The sequence below is a fragment of the Azorhizophilus paspali genome (genome assembly GCF_043587585.2).
Lineage (GTDB): Bacteria > Pseudomonadota > Gammaproteobacteria > Pseudomonadales > Pseudomonadaceae > Azotobacter > Azotobacter paspali.
In genome coordinates, this window is record NZ_CP171449.1 from 1,410,952 (window position 1) to 1,433,191 (window position 22,240).

Annotated in this window: 19 protein-coding genes and 2 tRNA genes; 19 read left to right on the forward strand and 2 right to left on the reverse strand. The window is 64.3% G+C overall.

From position 1 onward, the window contains the following. The first annotated feature begins 114 nt into the window (after positions 1-114). The 17 genes from leuC (at position 115) to ACGI6K_RS07035 (ending at position 18,307) form a co-directional block, all read left to right on the forward strand. Positions 115-1,539 carry a 3-isopropylmalate dehydratase large subunit gene (leuC, locus tag ACGI6K_RS06955; protein WP_376941796.1) on the forward strand — a complete coding sequence of 475 codons (1,425 nt, stop codon included), beginning with the start codon at positions 115-117 and terminating at the stop codon, positions 1,537-1,539. Between the two features lie 11 nt (positions 1,540-1,550). Beyond that, positions 1,551-2,198: a 3-isopropylmalate dehydratase small subunit gene (leuD, locus tag ACGI6K_RS06960; protein ID WP_376941794.1), complete on the forward strand. Its 648-nt coding sequence runs from the start codon at positions 1,551-1,553 to the stop codon at positions 2,196-2,198. Between the two features lie 59 nt (positions 2,199-2,257). Then, positions 2,258-3,340 (forward strand): 3-isopropylmalate dehydrogenase, encoded by a 1,083-nt coding sequence (leuB, locus tag ACGI6K_RS06965; protein ID WP_376941792.1) that lies wholly within the window; start codon positions 2,258-2,260, stop codon positions 3,338-3,340. Positions 3,341-3,390: 50 nt separating this feature from the next. Further along, entirely contained in the window at positions 3,391-4,503 is a 1,113-nt protein-coding gene (gene asd / locus ACGI6K_RS06970) for an aspartate-semialdehyde dehydrogenase (protein ID WP_376941790.1), read from the forward strand. Between the two features lie 157 nt (positions 4,504-4,660). After that, a complete protein-coding gene (locus ACGI6K_RS06975; protein WP_376941788.1) occupies positions 4,661-5,671 on the forward strand; it encodes an aspartate-semialdehyde dehydrogenase in 1,011 nt (336 codons plus the stop codon). 140 nt (positions 5,672-5,811) lie between these two features. Beyond that, positions 5,812-8,652 (forward strand): FimV/HubP family polar landmark protein, encoded by a 2,841-nt coding sequence (locus tag ACGI6K_RS06980; RefSeq protein WP_376941824.1) that lies wholly within the window; start codon positions 5,812-5,814, stop codon positions 8,650-8,652. A gap of 3 nt (positions 8,653-8,655) precedes the next feature. Further along, positions 8,656-9,522 (forward strand): tRNA pseudouridine(38-40) synthase TruA, encoded by an 867-nt coding sequence (truA, locus tag ACGI6K_RS06985; protein ID WP_376941786.1) that lies wholly within the window; start codon positions 8,656-8,658, stop codon positions 9,520-9,522. Between the two features lie 327 nt (positions 9,523-9,849). After that, the gene (locus ACGI6K_RS06990; protein WP_376941784.1) at positions 9,850-10,470 is read left to right on the forward strand and encodes a phosphoribosylanthranilate isomerase; all 621 of its coding nucleotides are present in this window, start codon (positions 9,850-9,852) and stop codon (positions 10,468-10,470) included. A 334-nt stretch (positions 10,471-10,804) separates the two neighbouring features. Continuing rightward, positions 10,805-11,740: an acetyl-CoA carboxylase, carboxyltransferase subunit beta gene (gene accD / locus ACGI6K_RS06995; RefSeq protein ID WP_376941782.1), complete on the forward strand. Its 936-nt coding sequence runs from the start codon at positions 10,805-10,807 to the stop codon at positions 11,738-11,740. Continuing rightward, entirely contained in the window at positions 11,737-13,038 is a 1,302-nt protein-coding gene (folC, locus tag ACGI6K_RS07000; RefSeq protein ID WP_376941780.1) for a bifunctional tetrahydrofolate synthase/dihydrofolate synthase, read from the forward strand. Before accD ends, folC begins: the two co-directional genes overlap by 4 nt. Further along, the gene (locus ACGI6K_RS07005; protein WP_376941778.1) at positions 13,022-13,666 is read left to right on the forward strand and encodes an SPOR domain-containing protein; all 645 of its coding nucleotides are present in this window, start codon (positions 13,022-13,024) and stop codon (positions 13,664-13,666) included. Before folC ends, ACGI6K_RS07005 begins: the two co-directional genes overlap by 17 nt. A gap of 121 nt (positions 13,667-13,787) precedes the next feature. Beyond that, entirely contained in the window at positions 13,788-14,300 is a 513-nt protein-coding gene (locus tag ACGI6K_RS07010; protein ID WP_012701945.1) for a CvpA family protein, read from the forward strand. 76 nt (positions 14,301-14,376) lie between these two features. Further along, entirely contained in the window at positions 14,377-15,882 is a 1,506-nt protein-coding gene (gene purF, locus ACGI6K_RS07015) for an amidophosphoribosyltransferase (protein WP_376941775.1), read from the forward strand. Positions 15,883-15,947: 65 nt separating this feature from the next. Then, positions 15,948-17,159 (forward strand): O-succinylhomoserine sulfhydrylase, encoded by a 1,212-nt coding sequence (locus tag ACGI6K_RS07020; protein ID WP_376941773.1) that lies wholly within the window; start codon positions 15,948-15,950, stop codon positions 17,157-17,159. Between the two features lie 5 nt (positions 17,160-17,164). Further along, entirely contained in the window at positions 17,165-17,938 is a 774-nt protein-coding gene (locus ACGI6K_RS07025; RefSeq protein WP_376941822.1) for an SDR family oxidoreductase, read from the forward strand. A 177-nt stretch (positions 17,939-18,115) separates the two neighbouring features. Further along, a tRNA-Val gene (locus tag ACGI6K_RS07030) sits at positions 18,116-18,191 on the forward strand. A 39-nt stretch (positions 18,192-18,230) separates the two neighbouring features. Then, positions 18,231-18,307, forward strand: a tRNA-Asp gene (locus ACGI6K_RS07035). Between the two features lie 241 nt (positions 18,308-18,548). Here ACGI6K_RS07035 and ACGI6K_RS07040 read toward each other — a convergent pair. Continuing rightward, positions 18,549-19,508, reverse strand: a complete 960-nt coding sequence (locus ACGI6K_RS07040; RefSeq protein ID WP_376941771.1) for a hypothetical protein — start codon at positions 19,506-19,508, stop codon at positions 18,549-18,551. 308 nt (positions 19,509-19,816) lie between these two features. Between ACGI6K_RS07040 and ACGI6K_RS07045 the strand changes: the two genes are divergently transcribed. Both ACGI6K_RS07045 and ACGI6K_RS07050 read left to right on the forward strand, forming a co-directional pair. Continuing rightward, positions 19,817-20,269: a hypothetical protein gene (locus ACGI6K_RS07045; protein WP_394543644.1), complete on the forward strand. Its 453-nt coding sequence runs from the start codon at positions 19,817-19,819 to the stop codon at positions 20,267-20,269. 5 nt (positions 20,270-20,274) lie between these two features. Further along, entirely contained in the window at positions 20,275-21,240 is a 966-nt protein-coding gene (locus ACGI6K_RS07050) for a 1-aminocyclopropane-1-carboxylate deaminase/D-cysteine desulfhydrase (RefSeq protein WP_376941769.1), read from the forward strand. Here the strand turns inward: ACGI6K_RS07050 and ACGI6K_RS07055 are convergent. Next, complete coding sequence (locus ACGI6K_RS07055) at positions 21,237-22,226, reverse strand: DUF1853 family protein (RefSeq protein WP_376941767.1); 990 nt, start codon at positions 22,224-22,226, stop codon at positions 21,237-21,239. The genes ACGI6K_RS07050 and ACGI6K_RS07055 overlap by 4 nt on opposite strands. Positions 22,227-22,240 lie beyond the last annotated feature (14 nt).

Consider the following 22,240-nt stretch of genomic DNA (forward strand, 5'->3'; position numbering starts at 1 on the left):
AATGAAGCGAATAAAAAATATGAATTTGAGTTATTCCCTGCAAGTCCCTAGCATCCCCCATCGCGGATGGGGGCGGATCGCCTCCTGCAGAACAAAATTGATGAGGAAAGTCCGATGGCCGGCAAAACGCTCTACGACAAACTCTGGGACATGCATGAGGTGAAGCGGCGCGACGATGGCTCGTCGCTGATCTACATCGATCGCCAGATTCTCCACGAAGTGACCTCGCCGCAGGCCTTCGAAGGGCTGCGCCTGGCCGGGCGCAAGCCGTGGCGCGTGGATGCCAACATCGCCACCCCGGACCACAACGTGCCGACCACCCAGGATCGCCAGTCGGGTGTAGCCGCCATCGCCGACGAAACCTCGCGCATCCAAGTGCAGACCCTGGACGAGAACTGCGACGAGTTCGGCATCGTCGAGTTCAAGATGAACGACCCGCGCCAGGGCATCGTCCATGTAGTCGGCCCGGAGCAGGGCGCTACCCTGCCGGGCATGACCGTGGTCTGCGGCGACTCGCACACTTCCACCCATGGCGCCTTCGGCGCGCTGGCCCACGGCATCGGTACCTCCGAGGTGGAGCATGTGCTCGCCACCCAATGCCTGGTGGCCAAGAAGATGAAGAACATGCAGGTGCGCGTGGAGGGCGAACTGCCCCTGGGCGTCAGCGCCAAGGACATAGTGCTCGCCGTGATCGGCAGGATCGGCACCGCCGGCGGTACCGGTCACGCCCTGGAGTTCGCCGGCAGCGCCATTCGCGGCTTGTCCATGGAGGGCCGCATGACTCTCTGCAACATGGCCATCGAGGCCGGGGCCCGGGTCGGCATGGTGGCAGTGGACGAGAAGACCATCGACTACGTCAAAGGCCGCCCCTATGCGCCACAGGGCGCCGACTGGGACAAGGCGGTCGCCCAGTGGCGGGAGCTAGTGTCCGATGCCGATGCCGAATTCGACACTGTCGTCGAACTGAAGGCCGAAGAAATCAAGCCGCAGGTCACCTGGGGTACCTCGCCGGAGATGGTCCTGCCGGTCGACGAGCGCGTGCCGGACCCAGCTTCCGAGAGCGATCCGGTCAAGCGCGATTCCATCGTTCGCGCGCTGAAGTACATGGGCCTCGCGGCCAATCAGCCGATCGGCGAGATCAGGGTCGACCGCGTGTTCATCGGTTCTTGCACCAACTCGCGGATCGAGGATCTGCGCGCCGCCGCCGAGGTGGCCAAGGGGCGCAAGGTTGCCGCGAGCGTCAAGCAGGCACTGGTGGTGCCGGGCTCCGGGCTGGTCAAGGAGCAGGCTGAGAAGGAGGGGCTGGACAGGATCTTCATCGAGGCCGGTTTCGAGTGGCGCGAGCCGGGTTGCTCCATGTGCCTGGCGATGAACCCGGACCGCCTGGAGAGCGGCGAGCACTGCGCCTCCACGTCCAACCGCAACTTCGAAGGCCGTCAAGGCGCCGGCGGGCGTACCCACCTGGTCAGTCCGGCCATGGCCGCCGCCGCGGCGGTCGCCGGCCATTTCGTTGATGTACGCCAATTGCTCCAGGCCTGAGGAGACAACGGATGAAAGCCTTTACCCAACACACCGGCCTGGTCGCTCCCCTCGATCGCGCCAATGTCGATACCGATCAGATCATTCCCAAGCAATTCCTCAAGTCGATCAAGCGCACCGGCTTCGGTCCCAATCTGTTCGACGAGTGGCGTTATCTGGACGTCGGCCAGCCGGGCCAGGACTGCTCGGCGCGTCCGCTGAACACCGGGTTCGTGCTGAACCTGCCGCGCTTCCAGGGTGCCAGCGTACTGTTGGCCCGCGAGAACTTCGGCTGCGGCTCGAGCCGCGAGCACGCGCCCTGGGCGTTGGACGAATACGGTTTCCGTACGGTCATCGCGCCGAGCTTCGCCGACATCTTCTTCAACAACAGCTTCAAGAACGGCCTCCTGCCGATCATCCTGCCGGAAGCCGAGGTGGACGAACTGTTCAAGCAGTGCGAATCGACCGAAGGCTACCGACTGACCGTCGACCTGGCCGCGCAGACCGTGACCCGCCCGGACGGCAAGGCGCTGTCCTTCGAAATCGATCCGTTTCGCAAGCATTGCCTGCTCAACGGCCTGGACGACATCGGCCTGACCCTGCGGGATGCCGACGCCATCCGCGCGTTCGAGGAAAAGCACCGGCAGGTCAGCCCCTGGCTGTTCGGCGCGATCAAGTAATCCCTTTCCCGCCGGAGCGGGGATGACCCGCTCCCGGCTTCGCTATTCAAGGATATGCAATGAGCAAGCAGATTCTGGTTCTTCCGGGCGACGGTATCGGCCCGGAAATCGTGGCCGAGGCGGTCAAGGTCCTGCAGTTGGCCAACGAGAAGTACCAACTGGGCTTCGTACTGAGCTACGACGAACTGGGCGGGGCGGCCGTCGACAAGTACGGCGTGCCGCTGGCCGACGAGACGCTGGAGCGCGCGCGCGCCGCCGATGCCATCCTGCTCGGCGCCGTTGGCGGTCCGAAATGGGACGCCATCGACCCGGCTATCCGCCCGGAACGCGGCCTGCTGAAGATCCGTTCACAATTGGGGCTGTTCGGCAACCTGCGCCCGGCGTTGCTCTATCCGCAACTGGCCGAGGCCTCCACCCTCAAGCCCGAAGTGGTCGCCGGCCTGGACATCCTCATCGTCCGCGAACTGACCGGCGGCATCTACTTCGGCGCCCCGCGCGAGAGTCGGTTGCTTGCGAACGGCGAGCGCATGGCCTACGACACCCTGCCGTACAGCGAAAGCGAGATCCGCCGCATTGCCAAGGTCGGTTTCGACATGGCGCGCGTGCGCGGCAAGAAGCTGTGCTCGGTGGACAAGGCCAACGTACTGGCCTCCAGCCAACTGTGGCGCGCGGTGGTCGAGGAGGTCGCCAAGGACTATCCGGATGTCGAGCTGTCGCACATGTATGTCGACAACGCGGCCATGCAACTGGTGCGTGCGCCCAAGCAATTCGACGTGATCGTCACCGACAACATGTTCGGCGACATCCTGTCGGACGAGGCTTCCATGCTCACCGGCTCGATCGGCATGCTGCCGTCGGCTTCGCTGGACGCCGACAACAAGGGCATGTACGAGCCGTGCCACGGCAGCGCGCCGGACATCGCCGGCAAGGGTATCGCCAATCCGCTGGCCACCATCCTCTCGGTATCGATGATGCTGCGCTACAGCTTCGGCCAGATCGAGGCGGCCAACGCCATCGAGCAGGCGGTCAGCAAGGTGCTGGACCAGGGGCTGCGCACCGGCGACATCTGGTCGGACGGCTGCCGGAAGGTCGGTACCGTCGAGATGGGCGATGCGGTAGTCGCAGCGCTTGCCACGTTGTAAGCTTCCGGTTCGCCTTTAATGCGGGCCACTTCCATACAGGTGCAGTTGCAATGAAACGTGTAGGTCTGATCGGTTGGCGCGGCATGGTCGGTTCCGTGCTCATGCAGCGAATGCTGGAAGAGCGGGACTTCGACCTGATCGAGCCGGTGTTCTTCACCACCTCCAGCGTGGGTGGCCAGGGGCCGGCGATCGGCAAGGAAACCGTGCCGTTGAAGGATGCCTACAGCATCGAGGAGCTGAAGAGCCTCGACGCGATCATCACCTGCCAAGGCGGCGACTACACCAGCGAAGTCTTTCCCAAACTGCGCGAAGCCGGCTGGCAGGGCTACTGGATCGATGCGGCCTCCAGCCTGCGCATGGCCGACGATGCGGTCATAGTCTTGGACCCGGTCAACCGCCGGGTGATCGACCAGTCCCTGGACGCCGGGGTCAAGAACTACATCGGTGGCAACTGCACCGTCAGCTTGATGCTCATGGCCCTGGGCGGTCTCTACGAGACCGGTCTGGTCGACTGGATGAGCGCCATGACCTATCAGGCCGCTTCCGGCGCCGGCGCGCAGAACATGCGCGAACTGATCCGCCAGATGGGCACGATCAATGCGGCGGTGGCCGCCGAACTGGCCGATCCGGCCAGCGCCATTCTCGAAATCGATCGCAAGGTCGCCGAAACCCAGCGCAGCGCCGAGTTCCCGGTGGATCATTTCGGCGTACCGCTAGCCGGCAGCCTGATCCCCTACATCGACAAGGAGCTGCCCAACGGCCAGAGCCGCGAGGAGTGGAAAGGGCAGGCCGAGACCAACAAGATCCTCGGTCGTATCAAGAACCCGATCCCGGTCGACGGCATCTGCGTGCGTGTCGGTGCCATGCGCTGCCATAGCCAGGCCCTGACCATCAAGCTGAACAAGGATGTGCCGATCGCCGATATTGAGGGGCTGATCAGCCAACACAACCCCTGGGTGAAGCTGGTGCCGAACCACCGCGAGGCCAGCATGCAGGAGCTGAGCCCGGCGGCGATCACCGGCACTCTGACGGTCCCGGTCGGACGTCTGCGCAAGCTCAACATGGGCTCGCAGTACCTCGGCGCCTTCACTGTCGGCGATCAGTTGCTGTGGGGGGCGGCCGAGCCGCTGCGGCGCATGCTGCGTATCCTGTTGGAGCGTTGACGGCCTTCCTGTTTTCACGATGGACGTAGAGCGCCGCGGCACTACCGCGGCGCTCTGCATTATGGCGCCCCGACTGCCTTGCCACGGGCCGTTATCCGCCTGTTTTCCTTGCCGACCCACTCCCGGGCGTGCTTTCGTTTCAGGAGACTCCTCACTCATGAGTCCAGCCATCGATATAGCCATAGTGGGTGCCACCGGTACCGTGGGGGCAGCGATCGTCGAGATACTCGAAGAGCGCGATTTCCCGGTCGGCCAGTTGCACCTGCTGGCCAGTCCGGCCTCGGCAGGCAAGTCGGTGTCCTTCAAGGGGCGCAACCTGCGGGTCAGGAGCATCGAAGCGTTCGATTTCGCTCAGGTGCGCCTGGTCTTCTTCGCCGCCGGCCAGGCCGTGACCCGCCAATATGCTTCGCAGGCCAGGACCGCTGGCTGCATGCTGGTCGACCTAAGCGGCGCTCTGCCGCTGCAGCAGGCGCCGCGGGTGGTGGCGGAGGTCAATCCTCAGGTGCTGGAGAAACTCGAGACTCCCTGCCAGGTGACCAGTCCCGCCTCCCAGGTGGTCGCCCTGGCCTTGGCGCTGGCTCCGTTGCGTCCACTCGTGCGGTGGCGGCACCTGGGGGTGACGGCTTGTCTGCCGATATCCAGCCTGGGCCGTGAAGGGGTGGCGGAATTGGCTAGGCAGACGACTGAATTGCTTAACGGGCGTCCGCCCGAGCCCCGCTTCTTCGATCAGCAGATCGCCTTCAATCTGTTGGGACGGGTCGGGGAGAGCGACACAGCGGGACACACTGGGCTGGAAAGACGTCTGGTCGAGGAGTCGAGGCAGGTCTTGGACGCTCCCGAATTAAAGATTTCCATTACCTGCCTGATGGCCCCGGTATTCTTCGGCGACAGCCTGAGTCTCGCCGTTCAAGCGTCGCAGGCGATCGATCCATCGGCCGTGCGAGCTGCCCTGGGGCGGGCGCCGGGCCTTGAACTGATCGAGCCGGATGATTGTCCGACGGTGATCGGCAACGCAGTCGGGCAGGATGTGGCTTACGTCGGTCGAGTACGCACCGGCGTGGACGATGCGTGCGAGCTCGATTTGTGGATTGCGTTAGATAACGTTCGGAAAGGTTCCGCACTCAATGCCGTGCAACTGGCCGAGTTATTGATAAGACAAGGTCACTAAAAGATACTGGCTAAAATTCAAAGACTTATGATCGCGTGGCTCGACCGGGAGCGGCTGGCGTGCTCCGGGGGCGACAGAGTGTGCGGGTATCAGCTTTCAGATTTCTTTTTCCGCTCGAGAAATCACTCAAGGGATGCGTTATGGTTCGGGTTCGCAAACTGGCACTGGCAATCGCAGCGGCCTCGGTGCTGTCTTCGGGCATGGCCCATGCATTGGGCCTTGGAGAGGTGACCCTGCGTTCCGCGCTGAATCAGCCTCTGGTTGCTGAAATCGAGCTGCTGGAGGCGCGCGATGTCGGTGTGGAGGAAATCGCCTCGGCCCTTGCCTCTCCCGATGCGTTCGATAAGGCGGGGGTTGATCGACAACACTTTCTGAACGACCTGAAGTTCACGCCAATAATCGGGCCTAACGGCAAGCGTGTCATTCGGGTGACCTCGACCAAACCGGTGCGCGAGCCTTATCTGAATTTCCTGGTGGAAGTGCTTTGGCCCAATGGCCGGTTGTTGCGCGAATATACGCTGCTGCTCGATCCGCCGCTGTATTCGTCGCAGACGGCCATGTCCGCCGCGCAGAAAACCTTGCCCGAACAGCGCTCCGGTGCCGTCCCGCGTGCTCCGGCGGTGGCTGCGGCGCCCCGGCCGAGCGCTGCGCGTCAGGAGGTCACCAGCGCAGCGGCCAGGAAATACCGGACTGTCGCCAACGACACCTTGTGGGAGGTCGCCGAGCGCGTGAGGACCTCGGGCACCATCCATCAGACCATGCTGGCGATCCAGGATCTGAATCCGCAGGCCTTTCTCGATGGCAACATCAATCGTCTGGCGAGAGGGCAGGTTTTGCGCCTGCCGGACGAGGCGCAGATCGGTCGCCGCTCGGCAAGCGAGGCGCTGGCCGAGGTCGCCGCGCAGAACGCGGCTTGGCGCGAGCATCGTGCCCGCCCAGCCGTCGCTTCCGCCCGGCAGTTGGATGCGACCCATCGTACCGAGGCCGGCGCGGCGCCGGCGCGCGTGGAGAGCGGCGATAGCCTGCGCCTGGTCGCTGCCGATGGTGGCAAGGCGACTGCCGGTAGCGACCTGGGGGCGGATAGCAAGGCGGCTGCCGACAAGCTAGCAGTGGCCAAGGAAAATCTCGATGCGACCCAGCGCGAAAATGCCGAGCTGAAGAGCCGCATGAATGATCTGCAGAGCCAATTGGACAAGTTGCAGCGCCTGATCGCTCTCAAGGACGAGCAATTGGCTAAGCTGCAGGCGAACCTGGCGCAATCGGACGACGCTGGTGGAGGCGCTTTTGCCGATCCGGCCGCCGGCAATCCGGTGCAGGAGCAATCCGCTGCCGTCGACGCACCGGTAGCCGGCCAAGCGGAGTCCGCGAGCGACGTTCCCGCACAAATGGCGGTTACATCCTCCGACGTGGAGGCATCTGTGCCCGCCGTGCCGCCGGTCGTCGTCCCCGAGCAGTCCGAAGCCGTCTCCGCCGTTCCTGTCCCGCCCTCCGCTGTCGTCGCGCCCTCCGGGCCGCCAGTGGCCGAACCGGCCGCCGATACCTCGCAGCAGCCCGCACCGACCGAGCCGGCGGCTCCCCGGCCGCCGCAGTCGACAGTCGCATCGGGGCCGACCGCTCTGGTCGACTCCATTCTGAGCAATCCGCTGCTGCTTCCGTCACTGGGCGGCGGTGCCGCCGCCGCGCTGCTGCTGGGCTTGCTGGTGACCCGTCGACGTGCGGCGAAGAAGACCGACCTTCAGGATCAAGATGACGAGGGCGGCATGACCGATACCCGGCTGGATGCCGGCTTGTCGCGGCTGCCCGTCGAGCCCATCCTGTTGAACGGGTTCTCCGGGGCAGGGCCGAAGCGGGATGCGGTGACTGAAGCCGAAGAGCATATTGCCTGCGGCCGCTTCAAGGAGGCTGCCGAGTCGCTGGAGACTGCCTGCGCCGCCGAGCCCAGGCGCAGCGACCTGCGCCTGAAGCTGATGGAGGTCCGTGCCGAGCTCGGCGATCATGAGGGGTTCGCCCGTCAGGAGCGGGCGCTGCGCGAAACCGCTGGCGCCCAGTCACAGGTCGATCACCTGAAGATGAAGTATCCGGCCATGGCCGGTTTCGCCACCATCGCTCTGGCAGGTTCCGCCCTGGCAAGCGGACCGGAGTCGTCCGAAGAGGCGCAGGAGCGGCCTTCGCTGGCGGAAGAGTCCGAGCCGCCCCAACTTCTTGCAGCCGACATTGGCCTGAAGCTGGATGATCTGGAGGCCGAGCTGGAAAGGGATCTCCAGCATTCCGCCCAGGACGCTGCTACATCGACTCCGGGCGACCTGACGCGGGACGGAGCGCCGCGGTTGGCGTCGCCTGTGGAGGAGCCTTTGATCGAGGATTTCTCCTTCGACCTGGACCTTCCCGATGAGGCTATCGATTTTGAATTGGACGAAGATTCGGAGGGTATCTCCTTGGCTCCGCTACCGCTGACCGGACCCGCAACCGGGGACAAAGCGTTCCCCGCGCTCGACCCGGGCGCCCCCGAGCTTCCCGTCGCTGCATTGGGCGAGACGTTTTCCCCGGAGGAGGCGTTTCTTCTCGACGAGGGACTGTTCGACGGCTTCGAGCTGCCCGTGGACGACGATTTCTCCATCGCCCCCACTCCGAAGGCTTCGGGATTCGAGTTGCCATCGAGCGATGGTGCATCGAAGGACCAGGGGAGGTCCGACCTGGTGGCCCAACTGGATGAGCTGGATGTCGAGCTCAAGCGACTGGCCACCGAGCTGGGCGAGGGCGATACGCGGCCGGCGGTTCGTTCGCAAGGTGATCCGGTGGAGAGCGAGGATTTCGATTTCCTGGCCGATGCGGACGAAACCGCCACCAAGCTGGATCTGGCTCGCGCCTATATCGACATGGGCGATACCAAAGGCGCCCGCGACATCCTCGAGGAAGTATTGAACGAAGGGAATGAAGTTCAGCGGCAGGAGGCGCGTGAAATGTCCTCCCGCCTGATCTGATCGATGAGCGAAGAAAACGTGTCGACCGCGGCAGCCGAAGTAGCTGCCGCTGGCTTTTGCAGGGTGGCCCTAGGACTTGAGTATCGGGGCGCCCGTTACCATGGTTTCCAGCGTCAGAACCCCAGGGTGGCCTCGATCCAGGCGGCGCTGGAATCAGCCCTGTCCAGGGTCGCTGGCGGCGCTCCATTGAGCGTGGTGTGCGCGGGACGCACCGATGCTTTGGTGCATGCCAGCGGTCAGGTGGTGCATTTCGATACCCCGATCGAGCGCAGCATGCATGCCTGGACCATGGGGGCCAACATGAACCTGCCTGCGGACATCAGTGTGGCCTGGGCCCGGGAAATGCCGGCGCATTTCCATGCGCGCTTCAGTGCGACGGCCCGGCGTTACCGTTATGTCATCTACAACGACCCGATCCGCCCGGCACACATGGCCGAGGAGGTCACCTGGAACCACCGGCCGCTCGATATCGAGCGTATGCGCCAGGCTGCTCGGCCGCTGGTTGGCTGCCATGATTTCAGTGCCTTTCGCGCCAGCCAGTGCCAGGCCAAGTCGCCGATCAAGACGGTTCATCATCTTCAACTGATCCGGCACGGTCGTTTGATCGTGCTGGACATTCGGGCCAATGCTTTTCTGCATCACATGGTGCGCAACATCGCCGGCGTGCTGATGACCATAGGGGCGGGCGAGCGTCCCGTCGAATGGGCGCGCGAAGTGCTGGAGGGCCGCCAGCGTCGCAAGGGCGGAGTGACGGCGCATCCCTATGGCTTGTATCTGGTGCAGGTCGATTATCCGCAGGAGTTCGAGCTGCCGCAGCGCTACCTGGGGCCGCACTTTCTGTCGGGCCTACCGGATTGCCGGCTAGGTTGACCCCCATCGCCGGAGGACAAGGCAATCGCATGAAGCGCTCGCCTGATACCAAACTGGAAAGATTGTGTGATCCTTGGCATGGCTGCTTGCCGAGTAGCCAGACAGTCCCCGTTTCGGCCGGGGGGCCGAAACAGGAAGTATCCAGCCCCTCGGCAAGCAGCCGATGCACCGGATTTGAAGACCACGCCGGAACGACCAGGCACACAATCTTTCCAGTCCGGTATCGGAAAGACATTTCATGCGATTGCCCTGCGCGGGAGGACGATCAGGCTTGCAGCGGATGCTTCTTTTGTTACCATTTGAAGCCTTTTCCGGGGTGTAGACAAATTGGCAGCCGTTCGCAGCAAAATTTGTGGGATTACCCGGGTCGAGGATGCTCTCGTGGCCGCCGAAGCGGGCGTCGACGCCATCGGCCTGGTGTTCTATCCGAAAAGCCCGCGGGCCGTGACGTTGCTGCAGGCGAAGGCGATCGTCGCTGCCTTGCCTCCGTTCGTGACCTCGGTCGGGCTTTTCGTCAATGCCACTCGTGGCGAAGTCGGCGGAATTCTTGACGAGTTGCCACTGGATCTTCTGCAATTTCATGGCGATGAAACGCCTGCCGATTGCGAGGGACATGGTCGCCCCTACATCAAGGCATTGAGAGTCCGTCCTGGAGAGGACATAGCCGCCCGCTGCCTGGAGTACTGCAATGCCAGCGGCATTCTTCTGGATGCCTATGTTCCCGGAATGCCGGGAGGAACCGGCGAATCCTTTGACTGGTCAATGGTGCCGCGGGGCCTGCCCAAGCCGGTGATTCTGGCCGGTGGGCTGAGCGTACGGAACGTGCGTGTCGCGATCGCCCGGGTCTCTCCCTATGCGGTGGACGTCAGTGGCGGTGTCGAGGCGGAGAAAGGCGTGAAGGATGCGGAGAAGGTTCGCGCCTTCATCCGCGAGGTGCGCAACGCCTGAAGGGCAGGGGCTGTGCTGCTCGGGTTGCGTGGAGAAGATGTCGTGCGCTGCCATGTGACGGTGAACGATTCGGCACCGTCCATTAGTAAGCTGCCGCTGCCGCGAGACTGCCTTTCGCTGCATATCGGCTCTGCTTGCTGTTCATGACGGCACCATCCGGTGCTCGTCGCTCAGGTAACCGCTGGTTGGTGCGGCAGTGGCGTTCGGCTGGGCGGAAGATCGCCAGGCTCCGGACCCCACCGGCAGGCGGATATATTCGTGAATTTGCTTAAAACGGGCGTGGGGCCATGGGGCGCCGTGCGTCGGGTCCCCAAAGCTGCGGAGAACATAAAGCATGAGCAACTGGTTGGTAGACAAGCTGATCCCCTCGATCATGCGTTCCGAGGTGCGGAAAAGCTCGGTACCGGAAGGCCTCTGGCACAAGTGTCCGTCCTGTGACGCGGTGCTGTACAAACCCGAGCTGGAAAAGACCCTGGAGGTTTGCCCCAAGTGTGATCACCACATGCGCATCGGTGCGCGCACTCGGCTGAACATCTTTTTCGATGCCGAGGGGCGCGAGGAAATCGGCGCGGAACTGGAGCCGGTGGACCGCTTGAAGTTCCGCGACAGCAAAAAGTACAAGGATCGCCTTGCTACGGCGCAGAAGCAGACCGGTGAGAAGGACGCACTGATTTCCATGAGCGGTACCCTGCAGGGCATGCCGGTAGTTGCCTGTGCCTTCGAGTTCTCCTTCATGGGCGGCTCCATGGGGGCGGTTGTCGGCGAGCGCTTCGTGCAGGCGACCAATGTGGCCCTCGAGCGGCGTTGTCCCTTCATCTGCTTCGCGGCGTCCGGCGGGGCACGCATGCAGGAGGCGCTGATCTCCCTGATGCAGATGGCCAAGACGTCGGCAGTCCTGGCGCGTTTGCGCGAAGAGGGTATCCCGTTCGTCTCGGTGCTGACCGATCCCGTCTATGGTGGCGTTTCCGCCAGCCTAGCCATGCTCGGCGATGTCATAGTCGCGGAACCCCAGGCGCTGATCGGCTTCGCCGGTCCGCGGGTGATCGAGCAGACCGTGCGCGAGAAGCTGCCCGAGGGCTTCCAGCGCAGCGAGTTCCTGCTGGAGCATGGCGCCATCGACCTGATCGTTCCACGCCAGCAGTTGCGTCCGCGCCTGGCTCGTCTGCTCGCTCAATTGACGCATTGGCGCGATCACGTGGACACGACTCCCGAGACGGAAGAGGACTCCGCGACCGAGATCGACATAGTCATGGATAATGTCACGGCATGATCGAACGTAGCCTTGCCGACTGGCTCGCCTATCTCGAGCGCTTGCATCCCGTGTCCATCGACATGGGGCTGGAGCGCTCGCGCGAGGTGGCGCGCCGGTTGGGCCTGGGGCGACCGGCGCCACGGGTGGTGACTGTCACCGGGACCAACGGCAAGGGCTCCACCTGTGCGTTTCTCGCTGCGCTGATGGGGGCACAGGGGCTCAGGGTCGGTGTCTACAGTTCTCCCCATCTGCTGCGTTACAACGAGCGCGTGCGGATCGATGGCGGCGAGGTCGACGACGCCGGCTTGTGCCAGGCCTTTGCCGCGGTGGAGGCAGCGCGCGGCGGGATCACCCTGACCTATTTCGAGATGGGCACCCTTGCCGCTTTCTGGTTGTTCGAGCGGGCCGGGCTGGACGCCGCCGTGCTGGAGGTAGGCCTGGGAGGGCGGCTGGATGCGGTCAATCTGGTCGATGCCGACGTGGCCGTGGTTACCAGCATCGCCCTGGATCATGCCGAGTGGCTGGGCGATACTCGCGACTCGGTGGCTTTCGAGAAGGCTGGAGTCTTCCGTGCCGGCCGGCCGGTTGTTTGCGGCGACCCTGATCCGCCGATGCCTCTACTGGAGCAGGCCGCTTCTTTGGACGCGCCGCTTTACAGACGGGGGCCGGATTATGAGCTGATTTCCGGCGAGGGCGCCTGGAGCTGGCGCGGTTGCGGCGCCAGGGGCGAGCGGCTCGAACTGGATGGGTTGCCACTGCTCGACCTGCCGGTCGAGAGCGCGGCGCTGGCGTTGCAGGTCCATGCCCTGTCCGGTCTGCCCTGGGAAGCCGGGTCCATTGCGCGGGCGCTGGGCACTACGCGCCTGGGCGGCCGTCTCGAACGGCGCCGGATTCGCTGGCAGGGCCGGCGTCTGTCGTTCCTGCTGGACGTCGGACACAATCCCCATGCCGCAGCCTATCTGGCCCGGCGCCTTGCCGCCCGTCCGCCTGTAGGGCTGCGCCTGGCGGTTTTCGGCCTGCTCGCCGACAAGGATCTGCCCAGCGTGCTGGAGCCTCTGCTGCCACAGGTCCGGCATTGGGCGGTAGCACCGCTGCCGACGCCGCGAAGCCTTCCGGCCGAGGAGCTGGCAGCCACCCTGCGCGAGCGCGGAGCGTCGGTTGCGGTGTGCGTCGATGTCGCCGAGGCGCTGCGGGTGCAGTGCCAGCGGGCCGTCGAGGGTGATGAAATTCTGGTATTCGGTTCTTTTTACTGTGTGGCCGAGGCGCTCGAGTGGTTGAGCCAGCAAGAGGAGAAAGGGGATGGCCTGGCTGGATAAGAGGCTCAAGCAGCGGATAATCGGTGCCTTGGTAATGCTGGCACTGGCGGTGATCTTCCTGCCGATGCTGTTCACTCGTGAGGACGAGGTGCGGCAAGTGGTGGTCGAGGCGCCACCCATGCCAGAGGCCCCGCCGGCGCCGAAAGTCGAACTGGAGCCGGTTGCGGTTCCGGAGCCGGTGGTTCTGCCGGAGGAGCCGCAGTCCGTTCCGGTGGTGGCTGGCACACCAGCAGCATCCGTACCGAGCACTCCCCCGGCGGCCACAGCCCCGGCTGCTCCGGCCGTTTCCGCCAATGCGCCGGCCAAGCCTCAGGCTGCCGCTTCCGCGCCGACTCCGCCGCCAGCGCAAGCCAATGCGACCGAGGCAAGCCGCCTGGATGCCAACAGCCTGCCCGTCGCTTGGTCGATCCAATTGGCCAGCCTGTCCAACACCGCCAATGCCCAGGCCTTGCAGAAGACCCTGCGCGGTCAGGGTTACAACGCCTATATCCGCCATGTTGATGGGATGAACCGGATCTACGTCGGGCCGGTCGCCGAGCGGAGCGAAGCCAACCGTCTGCGCGACCAGCTCAAGCGGCAGCACAGTCTCAGTGGCTTTGTCGTGCGTTTCCAGCCCGAGCGCGGCTGACTCCGTCTCCATTGGCTGGGCTGCGGGCGTCCGGGGCCAGACGGCCGATGGGGTCAGGTTCTTACTCGAATGGAAGGGGCTCTGCTAGAATGCAGGGCCTTTTCCATTCATGGGTTGAGCCGTGGCATTCACCTGGGTCGATTGGGCGATCATCGCGATCGTCGCCGTTTCCAGCCTGATCAGCTTGACACGGGGTTTCGTCAAGGAAGCCCTGTCGCTGGTCACCTGGATCGTCGCCGGCGTCATTGCCTGGATGTTCGGTGGAGCGCTTTCGCAGCATCTGGTCAGCTACGTTGCCACCCCCTCGCTGCAGGTCATGGCCGCTTGTGCGATTCTTTTCGTGGCGACCTTGCTGGTCGGTGCGTTGGTCAACTTCCTCATCGGCGAACTGGTGCGCGTCACCGGCCTGTCCGGTACGGATCGCGTGCTCGGCATGGTTTTCGGTGCCGCCCGGGGCGGGCTGCTGGTGATATTGCTGGTCGGCCTGCTCAGTCTGGCGCCCGTGCAGCAAGATGCCTGGTGGCAAAACTCGGTCCTGCTGCCGCACTTTCTGATAGTCGCCGACTGGTCGAAAAATCTCATTCTGGGATTTTCCAGCCAATGGTTCGCCAGCGGGATAAGCGTGCCGCGCTGAGCCTCCGAGAGACAGAGGGGCCGGCCTCCGGCGGGCGCCCGGAATTAGCCTGAACTACTAGCAGGGGTTGCGTCACATGTGTGGCATCGTCGGTATTGTCGGTAAGTCCAACGTCAATCAAGCGCTGTACGACGCGCTTACCGTCCTTCAGCATCGGGGCCAGGACGCTGCCGGTATCGTCACCTGTTATGAGGGACGGTTGTTCCTGCGCAAGGACAACGGCCTGGTGCGCGATGTGTTCCAGCAGCGGCACATGCAGCGCCTGGTCGGTCATATGGGCATCGGTCATGTGCGCTATCCCACGGCCGGCAGTTCCAGTTCGGCCGAGGCCCAGCCGTTCTACGTCAACTCGCCCTACGGGATCACCCTGGCGCACAACGGCAACCTGACCAACGTCGACCAGTTGTCCCGGGAGATCTACGAGTCCGACCTGCGCCATGTGAATACCAGCTCCGATTCGGAAGTGCTGCTCAACGTCTTCGCCCATGAACTGGCGGTGCGCGGCAAGCTGCAGCCGACGGAGGAGGACGTGTTCGCCGCGGTTTCCGGCGTGCATCGCCGTTGCCGGGGTGGCTATGCCGTGGTGGCGATGATCACCGGCTACGGCATCGTCGGGTTCCGCGATCCCAATGCGATCCGTCCCATCGTCTTCGGCCAGCGCCAGACCGACGAAGGGGTGGAGTACATGATCGCCTCGGAAAGCGTCGCCCTCGACGTGCTTGGCTTCAGCCTGATCCGCGATTTGGCGCCGGGCGAGGCGGTTTACATCACCGAGCACGGCAAGCTGTTCACTCGCCAGTGCGCGGAAAGCCCGAAGTATTCGCCGTGTATCTTCGAGCATGTCTACCTGGCGCGTTCCGACTCCTTCATGGACGGCGTGTCGATCTACAAGGCACGGCTGCGCATGGGCGAGAAGCTGGCCGAGAAGATCCGCCGCGAACGGCCCGAGCACGACATCGACGTGATCATCCCGATTCCCGACACCAGTCGTACTTCGGCTCTGGAGCTGGCCAACCATCTGGGCGTGAAGTTCCGCGAGGGCTTCGTCAAGAACCGCTATATCGGCCGTACCTTCATCATGCCGGGACAGGCGGCGCGCAAGAAGTCGGTGCGCCAGAAGCTCAATGCCATCGATCTCGAGTTCCGCGGCAAGAACGTCATGTTGGTGGACGACTCCATCGTGCGCGGCACCACCTGCAAGCAGATCATCCAGATGGCCCGCGAGGCCGGCGCCAAGAAGGTCTATTTTTGCTCGGCGGCGCCGGCGGTGCGTTATCCCAATGTCTATGGTATCGACATGCCTAGCGCCCATGAGCTGATCGCGCATGGCCGCAGCACCGAGGAGGTGGCCGAACTGATCGGCGCCGACTGGCTAGTCTATCAGGACCTGTCCGACCTGATTGATGCGGTGGGCGGCGGCAAGGTGAAGATCGACAATTTCGACTGCGCCGTCTTCGATGGCAAATACGTCACCGGCGATATCGACGAGGCTCACCTGGATCGCATCGAGAAAGCCCGCAACGATGCCAGCAAGGCCCGCAGCACCGCGGTCAGCGCCATCATCGACCTGTACAACAACTAGCGGCAGGTGAGAAGGTTCGAGATTCCGGGCGGTATCGCCGCCCTCATGCGAAGGAAGGAAAGGCTATGACGATCGAGTGGGATGCCGGGCGGCTGGACAGCGACCTGGAGGGTGCCGGCTTCGATACCCTGGCGGTGCGGGCCGGTCAGCGGCGCACTCCCGAGGGCGAGCACGGCGAGGCCCTGTTCATGACCTCCAGCTACGTGTTCCGCAGCGCTGCCGATGCCGCCGCCCGCTTTGCCGGCGAGCAGCCCGGCAACGTTTACTCCCGCTACACAAATCCCACGGTGCGTACTTTCGAGGAGCGCATCGCCGCCCTCGAAGGGGCTGAGCAGGCGGTTGCCGCGGCTTCCGGCATGGGCGCCATCCTGGCGATGGTGATGAGCCTGTGCAGCGCCGGCGACCATGTGCTGGTGTCGCGCAGCGTATTCGGTTCGACCATCAGCCTGTTCGATAAGTATTTCAAGCGTTTCGGCATCGAGGTCGACTATCCGCCCCTGGCGGATCTGGAAGCCTGGGCCGCCGCCTGCAAGCCGAACACTCGGCTGTTCGTCGTCGAGTCTCCATCCAACCCCCTGGCCGAGTTGGTGGACATCGCCGCGCTGGCCGACGTCGCCCATGCCCGTGGCGCTCTGTTGGCGGTGGACAACTGCTTCTGCACGCCGGCGTTGCAGAAGCCGTTGGCGCTCGGCGCCGATATCGTCATCCATTCGGCAACCAAGTACATCGATGGCCAGGGGCGTTGCCTCGGCGGTGTGGTGGCCGGTAGCGCCAAGCTGATGCAGGAGGTGGTCGGCTTCCTGCGTACCGCCGGCCCGACGCTCAGCCCCTTCAATGCCTGGCTGTTCCTCAAGGGGTTGGAAACCCTCCGTGTGCGTATGCAGGCGCATTGTGCCAGTGCCCAGGCGCTGGCCGAGTGGCTGGAGCAGCAGCCCCAAGTGGCCAGGGTCTATTACGCCGGTCTGTCCAGCCATCCGCAGCACGAGTTGGCCAGGCGCCAGCAGAGTGATTTCGGCGCGGTGGTCAGCTTCGAGGTCCGGGGCGACAAGGCGGCCGCCTGGCGGGTCATCGACAATACCCGGATGATCTCCATCACCACCAACCTGGGCGATACCAAAACCACCATCGCCCATCCGGCCACCACTTCTCACGGACGCCTGACCCCGGAGGCGCGGGCGGCGGCCGGGATCAGCGACAGCCTGATCCGCGTAGCGGTCGGCCTGGAGGACATCGAAGACATCAAGGCCGATCTTGCCCGAGGATTGTCCGCACTGTGATCGACCTGACCCTTGAGCCCAGCAAGCAGCAGACCAACGGCAAAGTCGCCCTGGTTACCGGAGCCGTGCGCGGCATCGGGCTCGGCATCGTTGCCTGGCTGATCGCCGAGGGCTGGCAGGTGGTACTTGCCGATATCGACCGCAAACGTGGTTCCAAGGTGGCCAAGGCTCTGGGCAGCAATGCCTGCTTCGTCGCAATGGATGTCGCTCAGGAAAATCAGGTGGCGATGGGCGTGGCCGAGGTACTCGGCCAATTCGGCCGCCTCGATGCCCTGGTTTGCAATGCCGCGCTGGCCGATCCTTACAATAGCCCGCTGACCGAGTTGAAGCTCGGCTACTGGAATCAGGTGTTGGGCGTGAATCTGACCGGGCCGCTGCTGCTGGCCAAGCACTGCTCGCCCTACTTGCAAGCGCATCGCGGCGCCGTAGTCAACATCGCCTCGACTCGCGCGCACCAGTCCGAACCGAATTCCGAGGCCTACGCAGCCAGCAAGAGTGGCTTGCTGGGACTCACGCACGCGCTGGCGGTCAGTCTCGGACCCGATGTCCGGGTGAATGCCGTTAGTCCCGGCTGGATCGACTCGCGCAGCCTCGGCGAGCGTCAGCAGGCACGGCTTTCCGCCCGGAGTCATGCCCAGCATCCGGCCGGTCGCGTGGGAATGGTCGAGGATGTGGCGGCTCTAGTCGCCTGGTTGTTGTCGGACCGTGCCGGCTTCGTGACCGGCCAGGAATTCATCGTCGATGGTGGCATGACGCGCAAGATGATTTATCTGGATTGATGCGCCGTTTCGGTGCTGTCTCGTCATGTTGCATCGTTGCGTTTTGCCAAGGCGTCTGCTGGAGCCGACTCGCCTCATTCCGGCATTTTCCGCTTCGCTCCATCGAAGAAAAAATCAGGCTGGCTGTTGACTTAGCTTCGATTCGTGGGTAAATTGCGCGCCACCTCGCAAGGCGATGGCTGATTAGCTCAGCTGGGAGAGCACCTGCATCACACGCAGGGGGTCGGCGGTTCGATCCCGTCATCAGCCACCAGAGGTTTCAAGCAAGAACGGACGTAAGTCCGACCGACGCGCAGCGGTAGTTCAGTCGGTTAGAATACCGGCCTGTCACGCCGGGGGTCGCGGGTTCGAGTCCCGTCCGCTGCGCCATACATGAAAGCCTCCAGGCAGCGATGCCTGGAGGTTTTTTCGTTGAACCGCATTTTAATTTTATGGTCATCCGATTCGTCTAGGCTTCTTTGGCATGGACTTTGTCTGTCGTCTTTCCAAATAACCAGTCGATCAGGAGCTTTTCCATGGATGACTATCAAGAGGAACTTCTCGAATTCCGCGCTGCCGAGCAGGATCCTGCGGAGCCGGCGGAAGACGCCACGGAAATGTGAGTGTGCTGTCAGCGGTTCTCTGCCGGAAGCTCCGCGAAGGCGGGCGATGATACGCGCTGGGTGCTCAGCAGATGGCTGCCGGACCCCAGACTTTCTGGGCCGAAAGCCGATGCTTTGCAGCAGTCCGTCAGGTCCTCGAGCGGCCACAGGCGGCCCCGGAGGAAGAGTGCTATCCCGTTCCGCATGCCGGCCAACTTCACCAGACTGGGTGAGCGGCATCCCTCTCGGCTGACCAGCACCTGCATGTCTTTTGTGTGAACTTCCTGAACCGTGACCGCTCCGGCGCCCCTTGCCGCACAGGCTTGTATCTGAGGTACGCCGAGCAGGTTGCCATCCGGACCGAAGACCGGCGCGACGTTATAAAGCCGCCCTTTGCCCGTATGCAGTACGCCGTTCTCCACATGCGGTTCGGGCAGGAGCAGAGAGCCGGCTAGCAGGGTGATGCGGTATTCCCTGGCCAGGGAACCGAACAACTGCTGATAGTCACGGGCCATTTCGTTCGCCTTCATACGCAGCAGGGTTTCTCCCAGTCCGGGGAAACCCTCGCTCTGCAGCCAGGCCTGGGCCAAGTGGCGCGGATTGTCCAAAAGCAGCCATGCCTGCGCTTCGGGAAGGCTCCGGGCACCGTAAAGCTCGTTTCGCTCGCCGCCGAGTAGCAACCAAGTGCCGATCTGGTCGGGCAGGGCGACCACGCTGCGTTCGTTGAGCAGGTTCTTGTCCCGCGCCCGGTCCAGAATGGCGGCGAGCTTCAGGCGCAGATGGCCGGGGCTCCGGTAGTCGCTGGGAAACAGCTCGGGGCGCACGATCAGCAGGTTGGCCCTGGTTTCCACCATTCCCTCTTCGTGGATGAGCGTGCTGCGCAGGTCGGCCAGGTAATGTCCGCCCGAGCGTGGCGCGCACCAACTCGCATAGAGGCCGAGAAGAACGACGAGAGTCAGCAGGAGCGGAACGAGCTGAAATTTGCGCATGATCGGAGGCGGGACGGAAAAATCCGTTCAACGTAGGGGGAGATGCCGGAAATGCCAAGCCATTGATCGATGTCTGTGAAGGCGGGAAGGCGATACTATGCCGGAAGGCCATTTCTGGCTCTTCTTTCCTGCAGCCATCGGGCGCGGGCGTCGAGTCGAGCGACTGTCGATCGTGTCATGTGGCGCCTGGCTTCTGTTACTCGGATTTGGCGTATCTTGTGAGCCGGCGGAGATACCCTATCTGCGAGCCGGAAAAAACACGGTAAGGGACCTGAGTCGTGCGGAAAACACCGAAAAGGATCGAGGCCGTGCCGTTCTTCGGCGAGTGGGGCGTCTATCGGGAAATACGCTTGCCGGAGTTCGAAGCCGTATTCGAAAGAGGTGACGGTCTGTCGGCTCTGGCCGATGGGAAGAAAGCTGACACCCCCCTGTACTGCAAGGAAGGGGAGGAACTGGCCGGTCTGGGGTTGATGTTCGTAGCCTGCCGTTCCGAGGGGCTCCCGGCCATTTCGCGGCAGGGCACCGCTCGCTATCGGAAAAATCCCGCCGCTTGTGCTGCGGCCAAAGGCTCGACTGGCGAAAAGCGCCATCGCCATCGCTCAAGGCGTCCGCAGCAAACGTTCTGCGAGTGCGAGCCCTCCGGCGGCAAGCGTTGTGTATTGCCGATAGGCAGGGCTTGGCGACCCCGGCGCTTCGTCGCGAGCGAATCCGACCACTGTTCGCGGCACAGGTCGGGCAGCCGCCTGTGCGACGCCGGTTGAACCCCGTGCTGGATATCCACTGGGCGCCTTGGGCGCCGCTTCAGCCCCTAGCGCTCGGCTGGCTGGCCACGGCCGGTATCGAGGTCGGCGTACTGCGGCTCGATCTGGTTGATACGCTGATTTCCGGCAACAAGTGGTTCAAGCTGGCACCTCATCTGGCAGCGGCCGCGCGTCAAGGAGCAAGGGGGCTGATCAGCCTGGGCGGTCCCCATTCCAATCACCTGCATGCACTGGCGGCGGCCGGACGGCGCTTCTCCTTCCCCACGGTGGGGCTGCTGCGTGGCGAGCCCAGGGAAACGCCCACCGTGCGCGATCTGCGGGACTTCGGCATGCGCCTGCACTGGCTCGGCTACGGTGGTTATCGGGCGCGTCACCAGCAGGGGTTCTGGGATGCGTGGCGCGATCGCTATGCCGATTTGCATCCAGTGGCGGAGGGCGGCGGTGGCCTCGCCGGCGCGCAGGGATGCAGGGTTCTGCGGGAAATGCTATTGCTCCAGTTGCGCTCGCTCGGCTGGGCCGATTACCACGGTTGGTGGCTGGCTGCCGGCACTGGGACCACGTTGGCTGGTCTGGTCCTCGCCGAAGCCGGGGCGCGTCCGGTACACGGCGCCCTGGCGGTGCCGGCGAGCCACGGCGTGGCGCCACGGGTCCGGGCGATCCTCGCCGAAGCCAGAGTGGCCGATGCCGGCTACCGTCTGCTGGACGCCAGCCGCGGTGGGTTTGCCCGGCTCGATGCGGAGCTGGCGCGCTTCATCCTCGCCAGCGAGCGGGAAGGTGGCATTCCCCTGGACCCCGTCTATACCGGCAAGGCCCTGCTGGCTCTGCGCGAGCAGGTCGCGCAGGGCGGCATTCCCCGTGGCAGCCGGCTGGTTTTCGTGCACACCGGCGGGCTGCAGGGGCGGCGGGCGATGGCCGAGTGTCTGCGGGAGTTGGGCGCGCGGCTGACGCCAATACCTCGAGACAGATCCTAAAGCGGAGCCGGCCAACGGTCATCGACCAGGAATACCCGTTCCGCCTCGACCCATTCGCCAACCCCGTCGGCCTCCAGCCGGACCAGCAGATGCGCCGGTGTGGCGGGGTCCAGTCCCGCATACCAGGCCTGCAGGGTTTCCCGGGGCCAGAGATCCACGCTTTCGAAACGGGCCGGCGCCAGCCAGGCGTGATAGGGCAGGGGCTGCCAGCGGCCGGCGGGAGCGCCGGCGAGAAATTCCGGCCAGTCGCGTCGCCTCACCCAGCATCCGCGCAGGTGTGCCGGATTGGCACCGGCCGGAGCCGGACAGCCATCCGGCCAGGGATAGAACAGATAGCCTCCGAGCCAGCAGGCGGCTTGCGGAGCGGCGAGGCCGAGCCGCTCCAGAATCGTCCGCGCCGGCGGGGCGTTCGACAGGGGCAACTGATGTCGCTCCAGCCGCTCCAGCTTGTGGTCGAGCCGGTCATGCCGGCCAGGGCCGATCCAGCGGGCCGGATGCCGTTCGGAATTGTCTGCCGAGCCGAGGTAGAGCTTGACCGCCAGCTCCAGGTGATGCGTCCCCTCGGCATCCTGCAGCAGCAGGTCCAGCTCGCCTAGGGTATCGCTGCCATGCCGGATCGGCAGGTTGGCGGCGAGTAGGCGGACGCCCGGTGCCTGCTCCAGGGCGAACTGCCAGAGCCGCTCGTAGTAGATACCTAGGCGGCGCGTCGGATGCCGTGCCAGCCAGGCATTCAGCGGGTCACTGCAGGCATCCAGGGTCCGCAGCCAGTCGGCCAGGCGGGCCGGCTCGCTTGCCCAGTGGCTCGCTGCCAGCGGATGGCGCTGCGGCCAGGCGGTGACGGCGATCAGCGGCGACGACAGCAAGGCCCAAGCCAGGTCGCGTACCTGTGAACGGCGCAGGCGCGCGGGGAGGTCGGCGAGGCCGCCGAAAGGCCCCGCCTGCCCCCCTCGGGGGGTGGTTTGCCGCGTTGTTCGGCTTTCCCGCATAATCGCCCCTCGCC

Bases quoted from the DNA above. Each gene is read 5' to 3' on its own strand.
- leuC (WP_376941796.1), top strand. From the start codon at position 115: ATGGCCGGCAAAACGCTCTACGACAAACTCTGGGACATGCATGAGGTG.
- leuD (WP_376941794.1), top strand. From the start codon at position 1,551: ATGAAAGCCTTTACCCAACACACCGGCCTGGTCGCTCCCCTCGATCGC.
- leuB (WP_376941792.1), top strand. From the start codon at position 2,258: ATGAGCAAGCAGATTCTGGTTCTTCCGGGCGACGGTATCGGCCCGGAA.
- asd (WP_376941790.1), top strand. From the start codon at position 3,391: ATGAAACGTGTAGGTCTGATCGGTTGGCGCGGCATGGTCGGTTCCGTG.
- ACGI6K_RS06975 (WP_376941788.1), top strand. From the start codon at position 4,661: ATGAGTCCAGCCATCGATATAGCCATAGTGGGTGCCACCGGTACCGTG.
- ACGI6K_RS06980 (WP_376941824.1), top strand. From the start codon at position 5,812: ATGGTTCGGGTTCGCAAACTGGCACTGGCAATCGCAGCGGCCTCGGTG.
- truA (WP_376941786.1), top strand. From the start codon at position 8,656: ATGAGCGAAGAAAACGTGTCGACCGCGGCAGCCGAAGTAGCTGCCGCT.
- accD (WP_376941782.1), top strand. From the start codon at position 10,805: ATGAGCAACTGGTTGGTAGACAAGCTGATCCCCTCGATCATGCGTTCC.
- folC (WP_376941780.1), top strand. From the start codon at position 11,737: ATGATCGAACGTAGCCTTGCCGACTGGCTCGCCTATCTCGAGCGCTTG.
- ACGI6K_RS07005 (WP_376941778.1), top strand. From the start codon at position 13,022: ATGGCCTGGCTGGATAAGAGGCTCAAGCAGCGGATAATCGGTGCCTTG.
- purF (WP_376941775.1), top strand. From the start codon at position 14,377: ATGTGTGGCATCGTCGGTATTGTCGGTAAGTCCAACGTCAATCAAGCG.
- ACGI6K_RS07020 (WP_376941773.1), top strand. From the start codon at position 15,948: ATGACGATCGAGTGGGATGCCGGGCGGCTGGACAGCGACCTGGAGGGT.
- ACGI6K_RS07040 (WP_376941771.1), bottom strand. From the start codon at position 19,508: ATGCGCAAATTTCAGCTCGTTCCGCTCCTGCTGACTCTCGTCGTTCTT.
- ACGI6K_RS07055 (WP_376941767.1), bottom strand. From the start codon at position 22,226: ATGCGGGAAAGCCGAACAACGCGGCAAACCACCCCCCGAGGGGGGCAG.